The sequence below is a fragment of the Stenotrophomonas sp. SAU14A_NAIMI4_8 genome, assembly GCF_003086695.1.
GTDB lineage: Bacteria > Pseudomonadota > Gammaproteobacteria > Xanthomonadales > Xanthomonadaceae > Stenotrophomonas.
Map to the genome: position 1 here is coordinate 2,607,568 of NZ_CP025999.1, position 14,179 is coordinate 2,621,746.

The 14,179-nt window shown below is 66.3% G+C and carries 13 protein-coding genes; 10 read left to right on the forward strand and 3 right to left on the reverse strand.

From position 1 onward, the window contains the following. Positions 1 to 70: 70 nt before the first annotated feature. The 3 genes from C1930_RS12050 to C1930_RS12060 form a co-directional block, all read right to left on the reverse strand. Complete coding sequence (locus tag C1930_RS12050; protein WP_108749944.1) at positions 71 to 517, reverse strand: hypothetical protein; 447 nt, start codon at positions 515 to 517, stop codon at positions 71 to 73. 416 nt (positions 518 to 933) lie between these two features. Then, positions 934 to 2,613, reverse strand: coding sequence for a type IV secretory system conjugative DNA transfer family protein (locus C1930_RS12055; protein ID WP_108756487.1), 1,680 nt, complete (start codon positions 2,611 to 2,613; stop codon positions 934 to 936). Between the two features lie 36 nt (positions 2,614 to 2,649). Then, positions 2,650 to 2,907 carry a hypothetical protein gene (locus C1930_RS12060; protein ID WP_108753406.1) on the reverse strand — a complete coding sequence of 86 codons (258 nt, stop codon included), beginning with the start codon at positions 2,905 to 2,907 and terminating at the stop codon, positions 2,650 to 2,652. Positions 2,908 to 3,030: 123 nt separating this feature from the next. Here C1930_RS12060 and C1930_RS12065 point away from each other — a divergent pair, with 123 nt between their 5' ends. The 10 genes from C1930_RS12065 (at position 3,031) to C1930_RS12110 (ending at position 14,144) form a co-directional block, all read left to right on the forward strand. Continuing rightward, complete coding sequence (locus C1930_RS12065) at positions 3,031 to 3,459, forward strand: HD domain-containing protein (protein ID WP_108756488.1); 429 nt, start codon at positions 3,031 to 3,033, stop codon at positions 3,457 to 3,459. Between the two features lie 99 nt (positions 3,460 to 3,558). Beyond that, positions 3,559 to 4,755: an MFS transporter gene (locus C1930_RS12070; protein ID WP_108756489.1), complete on the forward strand. Its 1,197-nt coding sequence runs from the start codon at positions 3,559 to 3,561 to the stop codon at positions 4,753 to 4,755. Between the two features lie 105 nt (positions 4,756 to 4,860). Beyond that, entirely contained in the window at positions 4,861 to 5,139 is a 279-nt protein-coding gene (locus C1930_RS12075; protein ID WP_234412116.1) for a hypothetical protein, read from the forward strand. Continuing rightward, positions 5,136 to 5,324: a hypothetical protein gene (locus C1930_RS12080; RefSeq protein WP_108771839.1), complete on the forward strand. Its 189-nt coding sequence runs from the start codon at positions 5,136 to 5,138 to the stop codon at positions 5,322 to 5,324. The genes C1930_RS12075 and C1930_RS12080 overlap by 4 nt, the downstream gene beginning before the upstream one ends. Before the next feature lie 18 nt (positions 5,325 to 5,342). Then, positions 5,343 to 6,086, forward strand: a complete 744-nt coding sequence (locus C1930_RS12085) for an SOS response-associated peptidase family protein (RefSeq protein ID WP_108771840.1) — start codon at positions 5,343 to 5,345, stop codon at positions 6,084 to 6,086. A 95-nt stretch (positions 6,087 to 6,181) separates the two neighbouring features. Next, the gene (locus C1930_RS12090; protein WP_108756493.1) at positions 6,182 to 6,451 is read left to right on the forward strand and encodes a hypothetical protein; all 270 of its coding nucleotides are present in this window, start codon (positions 6,182 to 6,184) and stop codon (positions 6,449 to 6,451) included. A gap of 145 nt (positions 6,452 to 6,596) precedes the next feature. Further along, a complete protein-coding gene (locus tag C1930_RS12095) occupies positions 6,597 to 8,723 on the forward strand; it encodes a methyl-accepting chemotaxis protein (protein WP_108771841.1) in 2,127 nt (708 codons plus the stop codon). 171 nt (positions 8,724 to 8,894) lie between these two features. Continuing rightward, on the forward strand, positions 8,895 to 10,646 hold the full coding sequence (locus C1930_RS12100; RefSeq protein ID WP_108756495.1) for an EAL domain-containing protein: 1,752 nt from the start codon (positions 8,895 to 8,897) through the stop codon (positions 10,644 to 10,646). A 65-nt stretch (positions 10,647 to 10,711) separates the two neighbouring features. Then, a complete protein-coding gene (locus C1930_RS12105) occupies positions 10,712 to 11,905 on the forward strand; it encodes a GAF domain-containing sensor histidine kinase (RefSeq protein WP_108756496.1) in 1,194 nt (397 codons plus the stop codon). 88 nt (positions 11,906 to 11,993) lie between these two features. Then, the gene (locus C1930_RS12110) at positions 11,994 to 14,144 is read left to right on the forward strand and encodes a TonB-dependent siderophore receptor (RefSeq protein WP_108771842.1); all 2,151 of its coding nucleotides are present in this window, start codon (positions 11,994 to 11,996) and stop codon (positions 14,142 to 14,144) included. Positions 14,145 to 14,179 lie beyond the last annotated feature (35 nt).

A 14,179-nucleotide genomic window follows, 5' to 3' on the forward strand; every position in this document is an offset into this window, starting at 1 on the left:
GAAACATCAATGGGCGTGACGCCCCTGCGGCGGGCGCGGGGTGCGGCACGTTCGATGATTTCGGTGGGGCTCAGCTGCCGCTGTTGGCGTCAGCCGCCGGAACCGCCGCCGTGGGCGTCGATCCGGCGTTCTGCACGACAATCTGGTTGCCCACGATGGAGACGGAAACACCTTGTGCCGCATAGGCTGCCGTGAGGTCGATCACGGCCTGCTGTGCGTTGGTGGTGTCGATGTCCGACACCGCGCCATACAGGGTGAAATCCGAGCTGAGGCGATAATCCAGGGTGCGGCCGGAATCCTTGGCCCAACGCTCAAGCATCGCCTTCAGCGTGCCGTCCATCGGCGACGCCTGGTACACGTAGCTGGTATAGAGCGGGATTTCGGTCGGGGCCGTGGCAAACCGGTTCACCGGCTTCCAGCGTCCGCCGAAATCGGGTGCGGGCTTGGTGGCGCAACCGGCCACCATCAACGCCGCGGCTGCGGCGATGGACATTTTCACGATAAACGCCTGATTCATACGGGCTTCACTTTGACGTACGAAAAAGCAGTCCCGATGTTGGTCCCCTGGTCGTCCGGCGCTGCATGGCGCACGCCAGAAACGTCACAGTAAGCGCACTTAACAGGGCACAACTGTCACGGTTCCCCTGCAGCCCGAAAGCTGCCAACCAGGTCGCATACCACGGCCTTTCCAAGCCGCGCTCATGCGCCCTCACCAACGTCGGAACCATCCCTGTTCCAATGGCTGAAACTCCTGGCCACTCTGAAAGCAAGCTGAATCACGAGGATTCCCAAGCCGTGCATAGAGTCGCACAACCGCACGTCAATTCCATGTCAGACAAGTCTGAATTCCATCAACGTATGGTGTTTTTTTGACGCGCTTCACTAATTCACATCCCTGAATTCGTGCATGCGTCACATTCAGCACTCGACAACTCAAATATCGAGCACCGGCGCGTCAACTTTCGGAAGTAGACGCGACGTGAAATAGCGATCCTTGTAATAGCGGATCTTGTCGCACTTCACCGGATGCGGGATGCCTTCATACAGGAATACCTCCTGGTCCGGACCCATCGCCTTCAGCTCCTGCGGCAGCATCAGCGCACGCCGCTCTTCGCTGTAGCTGTGGGTCTTCTCACGGGCATGGGTCACGTTCTTCTTGCGGATGGTGGTGTAGCCCAGCATGTCCGAGTAGTCGTTGGCGTCCTGCTGTTCGCGCGGCGCGTACAGGATCTGCAGCGCGTGGTTGGTGATGATGGTGCGCGAGGTTTCCCGGCCATAGGTGGCATCGAGCTGGGACATGCTCTGGATGATGGGCAGCAGGCGCACGTTGTAGCCGGCCATGTAGGACACGGCCGAGGCGATGATGTCCACCTTGCCGATCGATGTGAATTCGTCCATCAGCAGCAGGCACTGGTACTTCAGGTCCGGGTTGGACTTGGGCAGTTCCTTGGTGTTGAGGTTGATCAGCTGGCTGAAGAACAGGTTGATGATCAGGCGGCTCTCGGCCAGCTTGTTGGGCTGGATGCCGATATAGATGGTCATCTTCTTCTTGCGCACGTCGGTGAGCAGGAAGTCGTTGGTGCTGGTGGCCTTGTCCAGCACCGGATTGATCCAGGCGTTCAGCGGCTCCTTGAAGGTGCCCAGGATCGAGGCGAAGGTCTCATCGGCCTGGGACAGCATGTTGGCGAACGCCGAGCGCGCGTTGCTGCTCAGGAACGGCCGCTCGGACAGGCCCTTCAGGAACTTCTTCAGATCGGTGCCGTCACCGGAGGACAGGCGGTAGACCGAACCCAGCGTGGGCGTGCCCATGCCGCCGGGGAAGCCGCTGGCGCGCTCGTCGTCCCAGTTCTCGAACAGGTACAGGGTGAAGGCGATGAAGGCATTGCGGGCCTGGCTGACCCAGAACTTCTGGTCCTCGGCGCCATCGGGGTACAGCATGGCGGCGATGCTCATCAGGTCCGAGACACGGAAGGCCGGATCGTCGGACACATAGCTGAGCGGGTTCCAGCGGTGCGTGCGGCGGTCTTCGGCGAAGGGATTGAACAGGTAGATTTCCTGGCCCTGGCTGGCGCGCCAGCCACTGGTCAGGTCGAAGTTTTCCTGCTTGATGTCCAGCACCACCAGCGATTCGCCGTATTCCAGCAGGTTCGGAATGACCACGCCCACGCCCTTGCCCGAACGGGTGGGCGCGGCCAGGATCACGAACTGCTGGCCATCCAGGCGCACCAGCTTGCCGCCGTGGCTGCCGACCACAATGCTCTGCCCGGTCTTCTTGAACATGCCGTGCTTGGCCAGGTCGGCGCTGGTGGCAAAGCGGGCATCGCCGTGCAGCGAGCGCTTGTCCTTCTTCAGCAGCGCCACCAGTGCGATCACCGCCAGCAGCAGCAGCGGCACGCCGAAGCCCAGGTAGCCGGCCCACTTGATCTTGCCCACGAACGGGGCGACCTGCGGCTGGCCCAGGGCATTGAAATACTGGTAGTAGGTGTTCCAGGTGAAGAGCTTGGTATCCAGGCCGAGCAACAGCAGGGTCAGATAACCGGACAGCGCAAACCCGAGCACCAGGGTCGCCAGGGTGGCGATGGCGATGAGCAGATACTTCTTACTGGGCAACACCCGAATCCTCCATGATGCGCCCAAGGGCGCGACGAACTAGCGGCGGCGCCAGCGTGACGCCTTCTTCCGCAGGTGGTTTTCATCCTCCAGCCCGGGCTCGATGCCCTCTTCCCGCAGCAGCCCTTCCAGGTAGTGCCGCGCCTCGGCCAGCGACATCAGATCGGACAGACGCTCCCCGTCATCGGCGATGACCGCATGCCCGATCACATCGCCGGGAGCGTACACCGGCGCGTGGGTCACCGCTACCAATCGGTAGCGCCCGCGTAGTTCAAGTTGGTGTGTGTACTGCTGCATTGCTTCACTCCGTGACGGCGTTCACATGTCGTTCCCACGACGGGCCCGTGCGTCGCTCCGATCAGGGCTGGCAACGCGCGGGTGCCACCCCTGACAATACACGTCTGCGCTTCGGAGACCACCATGGATTGGATTGCACGCGCCCGCGCACTGGCTGCCGACGCCCACGCCGGGCAGATCGACAAGGCCGGTGCGCCCTACATCGGGCATGTGGCCCGCGTCGCGGAACGGGTACGCGGCGATGACGACGCCGAAGTGGTGGCCTGGCTGCACGACGTGCTGGAGGACTGCCCGGGCTTCGCCGCCCAGGTGCAGGACTTCCCGCCGGCGATCCAGCACGCGGTGCAGCTGCTGAGCCGCAACCACAGCGCCGACACCGCTCATTACTATGCAGGCATCGCGGCCAACCCGCTGGCCCTGAAAGTGAAGCTGGCCGATATTGCCGACAATGCCGACGAAACGCGGCTGTCGGCCCTGGATGCGGCCACCGCCGAGCCCCTGCGCGGGAAGTATCGCGCCGCACGGGCGCAGCTGGGGCCGACGGCCGTCTAGGCGCGCCACCGGCCGAACACTGATTTTCCTGAACGCCGCTGCCGTCTGCTGCAGCGCAGCAGTACAATGGCCCGTTCCCCTGCCCCATCGCGCGCCCGCATGAGCCCCAATTCCTCCCTGGCCGCACGGCTGACGCCGCGCCAGCGCACCCTGATCATCATCGCCCTATCGCTGGGCGGCTTTGCCATCGGCACCAGTGAGTTCGCCAGCATGGGCCTGATGCTGGAAATCAGCCGCGGCCTGTCCATCAGCGAAACCCAGGTGGGCCACCTGATCAGTGCCTACGCCATCGGCGTGGTGGTCGGCGCCCCGATCCTGGCCTTCGTCGGCGCCAGCTTCCCGCGGCGCAAGCTGCTGCTGGCGCTGATGGGCTTCTACGCCGTGGGCAACCTGGCCAGCGCCCTGGCGCCCAACTACACCACCATGCTGGTCGCCCGCTTCGTCGCCGGCCTGCCGCACGGCGCCTACTTCGGCGTGGCCATGCTGGTGGCTGCGGCAATCAGCCCGGCCGGCCAGCGCGGCCAGGCCATGTCGCGGGTGCTGTTGGGCCTGTCGATTGCCATCCTGATCGGCAACCCGCTGACCACCTGGCTGGGCCAGCAGGTGAGCTGGCGCACCGCCTTCGCCCTGGTCAGCCTGCTGGCCATCGCCACCGTGGTGATGATTGCCCGCTTCCTGCTGCCCGATCCGGACGAGGTGCGCACCTCGCCCATGCGTGAACTGCGCGCCTTCAACACCACCCAGGTGTGGCTGGCACTGGCGATCGGTGCGGTCGGCTTTGCCGGCATGTTCTGTGTGTTCACCTATCTGGCCCCGACGCTGGTGCAGGTGACCGGCGTGGCCGAATCGTGGATGCCGCTGGCGGTAGGCGTGTTCGGCATTGGCGCGATCATCGGCAATATTGCCGGCGGCTGGCTGGTGGACAAGTTCCACTTCAAGGCCGCCGCCGTGGTGCTGGCCTGGTCGATCGTAATGCTGCTGCTGTACCCGGTTGCAGCGCAGTCGGTGTGGTCCATCGGCCCGATGATCGTGACGGTGGGCACCATGGGCGCACTGGCGGCCGTGCTGCAGACCCGCCTGATGGACGTGGCCGGCGAAGCGCAGACCCTGGCCGCCGCGTCCAACCACGCTGCGTTCAACACGGCCAATGCACTGGGCCCGTGGCTGGGCGGCATGGCCATCAGCGCCGGCTTCAGCCCGGCCACCACCGGTTACGTGGGCGCGGCGACCGCCATCGGCGGCCTGCTGCTGTGGTGCGTATCGGTAATGGTGGACCGCCGCCGCAAGGCCGCCTGAGGCCCTGGACACAGCCCTTGCAGCTGGCAGGGCTGTGTCCAGCAGCTGGATTTGATCTCGCCACCGCATCGGGCTGACGGGGTCATCACAGGTGAAAGTGTGACGATGAATGCACCTTCCCCTGCCCCCCTTCCCCTCATGTCGGACACCGGTCATTTCGCCATTCGCGCCTTCGAGGCCGTCTTCAACATGGCCGGCGGGGTCGAACGCATCACGTCGCTGACGGTGACGTGCAACCATTGCGAAGCCACGACCTCGTCCACCGAAGGCAATCTACTGCACCTGCCGGGCGGCACCCTGTTCCGCTGTGAAGACTGCGGCTGCCATCAGGCCGTGAGCAATGCACGCGTGGCCGACTGGCAGCCGCGCGTGCTCGGCGTATGAACATGGACACGTCACTGACCGGCGCACAGCGACGGATCCTGCAGGCCATTGCCGATGCGGAACAGGTAGACAGCGACGCCGCAACCTGGGCGGTCGCCGCAGGCCTTGCCGTACAGGCCGAGGACGGTGACATCGACCTGACCCCGCGAGGACGCGACGTGCTGCAGGCACATCCGCCGCGCTGAGGCAGCGACGGAGCGGTCATGCGACGTTTCGTGCAGGCCTTCGTGGACGCGGACAGCTTCCCTGCTGCCCTGCCCGGTGACGTGGCCGCAGCACTGGCAACGGGAGATGCGCACTACAACATTGGCAAGGACGGCCACGCCTGGGTCTGGGCGGCCGGCGCCGCCGATGACGCGACCACGACAGTCGTTGCGGAAATGCAGTGGGGCCTGGTGCCGCGCTGGTCGAAACAACCGTCCACGCCCTACACCACCGTCACGGCCCGGCTGGAGCGCGCCCCGCGCAGCCGCATCTTTGCCGATGCCTGGAGCAAGCGGCGCTGCATCGTGCCGATGACGGGCTATTTCAAATGGGACCGGCAACGACGACAGCCCTGGCCCATGTTCGTGCAGCGCCAGGATGGCCTGGCCCTGCTGGCGGCGGGGCTGTGGGAACACTGGCAGGACGAGGCCGGCGACATGCGCGACACGTTTTCGATCCTGACCGATGGCAATCCGTCGATCCCGGCGCCGCTGTCTGCCGATGGGCCGGTGTTTGTGGAACCCGCGGCCGCGGCGGCCTGGCTGCGTGGCGAGCTGACCACCCCGGCGCAACTGCGACGACAGGCGCATACCGCCGTGCTGGAGGCTGCCTATGTCGGCCTGGGTATCCGCGACCCGCAACGCGATGATTACACCCTGCTGGAGCCGGTGAACCCCGATGCGCTGCGTGCCGACAGCGCGCTGCCCGATTGGGATGGCGATGCGCTGGATGACGATGCGTGAGCTACGGGATTGGGGTCAGAGCCCTTTCCGCTGGAAAGGGATCCGACCCCTTGAAAAACACATGGCGTGGATGTGGCTTGCGGCAGAGTGCAGCCATGCAGCACCGCCCCTCCCCTGCCCGCCATGATGCCGTCGCCCTGCAGGCAGGGCTGTTGGGCAGCGTGCTGGGCGTGGGCCTGTTCAAGGCGCTGGCGCTGTCGGGCGTAGTGTCCGGCTCGCTGATGGGCATGGGCCTGTGGCTGCTGGCCTGTGTCCTGCTCGGTGCATGGGCATTGGCCGCAGGCCTCGCTTGCCTGGCCCTGAGCCGACGCGTGTTCGTGCTGATGGTCGCGCTGTCGGCGGTGTTCGTGCTCTGCATTGCTTGATGCGCAGGCGCCTTCGAAAAAAAACCGAACCATTGCGCTAAAGCTTCGGCTTGCAGCGCCGCTACCCTCTTACTGCCTGCCGGGACTCTCTCCTGTGCAGACACGCCCGGCAGTCGGGCTTACGACGACTACCGGACTTCACAAATTGAACACACTGCGCCGCTTCAAGGTAGGCACCCGCCTTACCGCTGGTTTTTCCATCCTGCTGTTGATGATCGCCACCATTCTTGCGATCGCCCTGCACAGCAACTACAAACAGCGGCAACAGTTCGACAACGCGGTGAACGTACGCGTGACCCGCATGGGCGAGCTGTACGACATGCTGATCATCAACAAGGAACTGTTGCTGCTGCGCCGCGATATGCTGCTGCGCCGCGGCCAGGCACTGGACCGCGACCTGGCCATGGTGCAGGCGCAGACCGCGCGCTACGACCAGATCTGGCAGCACTTCACTGCGCGGCCAGCCACCAGCCCGCTGGCACAGACCATGCGTGACAAGGTGGCCGCGCACCAGCAGGCCACACAGGCCGCATTGGCCGAGCTGGACGCACGCATGCGTGCCGGCGATTTCGAGACCGCCGACACCCTGCTGCTGGACAAGGTGGCGCCGGCGGCGGCGCAATGGAACACGGCACTGAGCGAGTTCGCCGATCTGCAGCAGAAGCTGGTAGCGGAAGCTGCGGCGGAGATGCAGTCGCTGGCGGCGCGCACCACCGGTCTGCTGACCCTGTTCGGCGTGGCCAGCCTGGCGCTGGGCGTCCTGGCCGCGTGGCTGATCTCGCGCAGCCTGACCGTGCCGCTGGCACGCGTGCAGGCCTCGATCAATGCGGTGACCCGTGGCGACCTGAGCGTGCGCGCCCAGGATGACAGCCAGGACGAGGTGGGCCAGATGCTGCGCGCCACCGATGGCATGGTGCAGCTGCTGCAGCGCTTTTCCCAGCAGACCCGGCAGATGATCGACAAACATGCCGCCGAGGACATCACCCATCGCATGCCGACCGACTTCCCGGGCGTGTATGGCGAGCTGGCCGAGGGCATGAACACCATGGTATTCGAGCATCTGGACGCCATCGTGGATGCGATCGAGGTGCTGAACGAATACGCCCAGGGCGATCTGCGCCGCGACGCCCGGCGCCTGCCCGGCAGCCGCGCGATGCTGCATGAATCGATGGATGCGGCCAAGGCCAGTCTGCATGCGATCAACCAGGACATCCAACGCCTGGCCCGCGCGGCAGCGGCCGGCGACTTCAGCGCGCGCGGCGATGCCGGTGCCTATCGCCACGACTTCCAGCGCATGGTCGTGGATCTGAACCAGTTGATGGAAACCGCCGATGGCAGCCTGAAGGCCTTGTCGGTGGTGCTGGGCGCGATGGCCGAGGGTGACCTGAGCCGACGCCTGCAGGGCGACTACCAGGGTGTGTTCGCGGCCATGCAGCGCGACACCAACCGCACCGCTGAAAACCTGTCGGGCATCGTGCAACGCATCCAGACGGCGGCAGCGTCCATTGCCAGCGGCTCGGACGAAATCGCCGCCGGCAACGCCGATCTTTCGCGCCGCACCGAGAGCCAGGCGGCCAACCTGGAGGAAACCGCCGCGTCAATGGAAGAGCTGACGTCGACGGTGCGCCAGAACGCCGAGCATGCCCAGCATGCCAATGCCGCATCGCGCAGCGCCGGCGACGCCGTGCAGCGCACCGCCCGCGCGGTGCAGGATGTGGTGCAGGTGATGCAGCAGATCGACGCCTCGTCCCAGCGGATCGGCGAGATGGTGGGCCTGATCGATGGCATCGCCTTCCAGACCAACATCCTGGCCCTGAATGCCGCCGTGGAAGCGGCACGCGCCGGGGAACAGGGGCGCGGTTTCGCCGTGGTGGCCAGCGAGGTGCGTACCCTGGCCCAGCGCGCGGCAGCGTCGGCCAAGGACATCAAGGCGCTGATCGAGACCTCCGGCGAGAACGTGCAGGCCGGCATCGGCATTGCCCGCCAGTCGGAACAGGCCATCGACCAGCTGCGTACCGCCGCTGCCCAGACCGATACGCTGATCCAGCAGATCGCCCAGGCCAGCAGCGAACAGGCATCCGGCATCGAGCAGGTGAACCAGACCATCGCGCAGATGGACGAGGCCACCCAGCAGAATGCCGCGCTGGTGGAAGAAGCCAGTGCATCGGCGCGCGCCATGGCCGAGCAGGCCAGTGCGCTGGACCAGGCCGCAGCGACGTTCAAGATCGCAGCCGCTGGCGCACCGCACGCGACGTTGCAGCGCGCAGCGTAAGCACATGCCCTGCCCTGCCCAGCTGAAGGATTCAGTGGGCAGGATCGCAGGGGCGCACCGTGCAAGCCGACGCCACACCGCCTTCGCGCCGCCTGCGGCATGCTGGCGGTGTAGCGCCCCGACCGCCGTAACGATGTCCCGTACATGCCTGCCAGCCGTGATGAAGAACGAATGTCCACCCTCGCCGGCCTCAATGCGCTGGGCGAGATCAGTGGCGCCTCGCTGGACAGCCTGACCGAGCTGGCCACGCACACCTTCAACGTGCCGGTGGCGTTTGTTTCGCTGCTGCAGATCGACCGCCAGCGGCTGGTCTCCCGCCGTGGCCTGGCCATGTCGCAGACCCATATCCGCGATTCCATCTGCGCCAGCACGATTGGTTCAGCCGAAACGCTGGTGATCGACGATCTGCTGCAGCACCCGCGGCATGCCAGCAATCCGCTGGTGGCCGGCGAGCCGCACCTGCGTTTCTACGCCGGGGCGCCCCTGGTGGCGCGCAACGGCGTGGCCATCGGCGCGTTCTGCGTGATGGACGATGCACCGCGCACGCTGTCCGAGGCCGAGCGGCGGCAGTTGGAAACGCTGGCCCGGGCGGCCATGAACGAACTGGAGCTGCGCGCAATGAGCGGGCGCAGCGACCCGGTGAGCGGCCTGCCTGATCGCCAGCAGTTCATGCTGGACCACGATGCACTGGCCGAACGCGAGCCGGGAACCTTCATGCATGCGGTGCTGGTGGACGTGTTCGATACCGCCATTTCCACCGAGGCGGGACAGGTGCTGGGCATGGCGCCGCTGGAAACGCTGATTCGGCGCACCGGCGTGCGCCTGAAGGTGGCACTGGACGGGCTGGCCCAGGTCTACCATGTGGGCGTGGCGCGCTTCGCCTTCGTGCTGGAGCTGGAGCAGGCCAGTGCGGTGGAAGCCCTGCTGGCCGAACTGCAGGCACGGGTGACCCGGCCGATGATGGCCGCCGAAGTGCCGATGTCACCCGGCTTCCACGCCGGCGTTTGCGAGCTGACCCTGGGCCAGCACAGCGCGGGAGAAGTGATCCGCCGCCTGCTGGTCGGGCTGAGCGCGGCGGTGTCCGCCCGCGCCCCTTTCCGCTGGTACTCGCAAGGCCACGATGCCAGTACCCGCCGCGGCTACCGGCTGGCCACCGACGGGCGCACGGCGCTGCAGCAGGACGAGTTCCATCTGGTCTACCAGCCCCGCTTCCGCGCCCGCGACCTGCAGCCCGTCGCGGCCGAAGTGCTGATCCGCTGGAACCACCCGCAGCTGGGACCGGTCAGCCCGGCCGAGTTCATTCCGGTGTTCGAACGCACCGCATTGATGCACGGCATTACCGACTGGGTGGTGGACCGTGCACTGGACCAGCTTGCACGCTGGCACGCCGATGGCCTGCTGCTGAACCTGTCGATCAACTACTCGGCCCGCGACATGGCCCGCGAAGGCGCGGCCGAGCGCTTGATCGCCGGGATTGACCGGCGCGGCCTGGCCTGCACGCAGGTCGAGGTGGAGATCACGGAAAGCCAATGGCTGCGTGCCGATTCGCAGCAGGGCGTACAACTGAAGCGGATGGCCGATGCGGGCATCCGCGTGGCGGTGGACGACTTCGGCAGCGGCTACAGCAACTTTGGTTACCTGACCGAACTGCCGATCAGCACGCTGAAGCTGGACAAGTCGCTGATCGATCGCCTGTGCCTGGACAACCGGTCCAGCGTGAAGGTGGAAGCGATCATCGGCCTGGCCCATCGCCTGGGCTACAGCGTGGTGGCCGAAGGCGCCGAGAGTGCCGACCAGGTCAGCCGCCTGCGCGCACTGGGCTGCGATGAGATCCAGGGATTTGCCCTGGCCCGGCCGATGGATCCGGATCAGCTGTTCACCGGCCACAGCCGTCCGCTGCTGGGTGCCCACCTGGCCGGTTGAACCACTGGCGCGCGCCGCGCGTCGCTATACTGCTCCTGCCCAGACGCGATGCCGGATTGCCTGCGATGCCCTCACGAATCGACTTCCGCACCTCGCTGGACCTCGCCTGCCAGTTGACTGGCATGCGCGTGGCGCTGGTGGGCGAAATAACCGATGCGCACTGGCGGGCCGTGCAGAGCGTTGACCGCGCCGGCCTGGGCATCAGCAACGGCATGGTGCTGGACATCAACAAGACCTTCTGCAGGGACGTGAAGGCCCAGCAGTGCCCGGTCTGGTTTGCCGACGCACACGCCCACCCGGATTTCCAGCACAGCCCGGTACCCGGCCTGTATGGTTTCCGCAGCTATATCTCCGTGCCGATCACCCTGGCTGACGGCAGCATCTTCGGTACGCTCTGCACGCTCGATCCGCTGCCTCGGCCGGTGGACGAGAGCCATGTGGCGGCGCTGACGATGCTGGCGCGGCTGGTGGCCGCGCAGATCGATGCCGTGCACAGCCACGACGCCGATGCGGAACTGATCGATGGCCTGAAGCGTGATGGGACCAGCCGCGACGCGCAGTTGGCCGAATCCGAGCACAACAACGCCGAGCTGCTGCGGGTGGGCAAGGAGCGCGAGGAGTTCATCGCGGTGCTGGCCCACGATCTGCGCAACCCCGTGCAGGCCATCCGTGCCGGCGCCGACCTGCTTTCGCTGGGCGCGCTGAGCGTGGCGCAGCAGAAGGTGCTGGAGCACATCAACGACAGCACCGACCGCATTGCCGAGCTGATCGATGTGACCCTGGATTTCGCCCGGGGCCGGCTGGGCACCGGCATTGCCCTGAAGCTGGAAGACTGGTCCGATCTTTCCGGGGTACTGGCCGTGGCCTGCCGCGAGGCCATGCGTGCCTATCCGCAGCGCCGTTGCGAGGTGGATCTGCAGTTGCCGCCGGTGTTCCGCTGCGACGGTGCGCGCCTGTGCCAGCTGCTGGCCAACCTGGTCATCAACGCCGCCGTGCATGGCACCGCCGGGGAACCCATTCGCGTGACCGGCCGCAGCGAGGGAGACGGCCTGTGCATCGAGGTGGCCAACGCCGGGGTGATCCCGCAGGCGCAGCTGGCGGCGTTGTTCGAGCCGTTCTCGCGCCCGCAGGAGAAGCGCCTGGATTCCGGCCTCGGCCTGGGGCTGTATATCGCCTCGCAGATCGCCAAGGCCCATGGCGGCACCCTGTCGGTGGCCAGCGCCAGCGATTCGGGCACGGTACTGACCCTGCGCCTCTGAAACGAAACGGCATTGCCCGAACGGGGGATGCGTGTCGAAGTGTTGCAAATGCTAATATTTCTCATTTGCAGCCACCCCCACACTGCCCATGCCCGTCAATTTGCCCCGCCGCCGCGCCCTGTGCGCCGCGCTCGCCCTGCCCTTGGCTATTGCCGCACACACTACCCACGCCGCCGATAGCCCGCCTTCCAGCGTCCAGGACCTGGACAAGGTAGAGGTGCGCGGCCGCGCACAGACCCTGTACCGGGCCGACGACGCCGCCGTCGGCACCCGCACCGACACGCCCCTGGCCCTGGTGCCGCAGTCGATCCAGGTGCTGCCGCGCGAACTGATCGATGACCAGGCCGCCCGCCAGGTGACTGATCTGTACCGCAGCATCAGCGGCATCAGTTTCTTCAGCTACGCCGGCGTGACCCTGCGCGGCTTCCGCCAGGAAAACGTGCTGTACGACGGCCTGCGCGGCGATCCCTACGCCGGCTTTTCGGTGCCGCAGCTGTTCAACATCGAACGGGTGGAAGTACTGAAGGGCCCGGCCGGCGCGCTGTACGGCGGCGGCGATGCCGGCGGCGTGATCAACTACGTGACCCGCAAGCCCAAGGCCAGCGCCGAGCGCCGCATCGAGCTGCAGGTCGGCAACGAGGACTTCCGCGCCGCCTCGATCGAAGGCACCGGCCCGTTGAACCGCAGCGGCAGCGTGCGCTACCGCGCGGGCCTCTATGGCGATACCGAATCGGGCGTGCGCTGGAACACCGACAGTGAAAGCGTGATTGGCGATGCCTCGCTGGCCTTCGACGTGGGCGACAGCGGCGAGCTGGTGCTGCAGTTCACCGATATCACCCAGAACCTGGGCGGCAACCGCCTGCGCGGCGTGCCAGTGGACGACAACGGCACCTTCCTGACCGACCGCCGCTGGAACCACAACGAAGCGAGCGATTTCCTGGACATGCGTGCCAAGGTGGCGCTGGCGCAGTACCGCTTCGCCCCCACTGACGCGCTGGACGTGGACGTGGCGGCGCGCTGGTTCAAGAACAGCGAACACCAGATGTACCACGAGCCGATGGGGCTGATCGACCGTGACGGCGACGGCGTGGCCGAGTGGATGACCCGCCAGCTGCGCAACCAGATCCGCGACAACGACGCGGTGACCGCCAACGCCAATGCGGTGTGGCGCACCCGCACCGGCGGCATCGAGCACAAGGTGCTGTTCGGCGCTGATGTGTACCAGACCGATGCGGACTTCACCGCGCAGACCGCCAACAGCGCCGACCTGGCCCGTGGCGCAGGCCCGGTGCAGGGCATCGACTTGTTCAACCCGGTGTACGGCGCCAGCACCTGGCATGACTACAACCTGGCCGCCCTGCCCTGGCGCAGCACGTCCACCCGCAGCCAGCGCTACGGCGGCTACCTGCAGGACGAGCTGACCCTGACCCCGCGCTGGCACGTGCTGGCCGGCCTGCGCTGGGACGGCTTCAAGGACGAAGACCGCATCGCCCACAGCAGCGTGGATGGCAACGACATCAGCTGGCGCCTCGGCAGCACCTTCATCGTGCGCGACGGCCTGAACCTGTACGCCAACGTGGCCAGTGGTTTCGTGCCGCAGACCGCGGCGAACCAGAATTCAGCCGCCGGCGGTCCGTTCGATGCCGAGCGCAGCAAGCAGTGGGAGGTGGGCATGAAATCGCTGCTGGCCGACCGGGTAACACTGAACCTGGCCGCCTACCGCATCGACCGCAGCAACATCGTGCAGGCCACCGGCGAAGTGGTGGGCGGGGTGAACCAGCTTGCCGCGCTGGGCCTGGTGCGCAGCACCGGCATGGAGATGGACCTGCTGGCCGACGTGACCGAACGCTGGGTGCTGAACCTGACCTACGCCTACAACGATGCGCGGGTGAAGGATGCCGGCCCGAACGGGATCACCAATGCCTCCGGCGACCGCTTCGCCAATGCGCCGCGCAACAAGCTGGGCCTGTGGACCCGCTACGACCTGCCCGCCCTGCATTCGGCCGTCGGCTTCGGCGCCGATTACGTGGGTGAGCGCGTCAGCCTGGACGGCCAGCGGGTGAAGCCTTATGCCGTGTTCGACATGAGCTGGAAGACCACGTGGCAGCAGTGGCAGTTCCAGGCCAACGTGAAGAACCTCTTCGACAAGGTGTATGCGGCCAGCGGCTTCATCGAGCGCAATGGCCACTTCCCCGGCGAGCCGCGCCGGGTCTACCTGCAGGCGGCGTACAGTTTCTAATGCCGTCGTGACCACCCGGCGGCGTGTAGAGCATG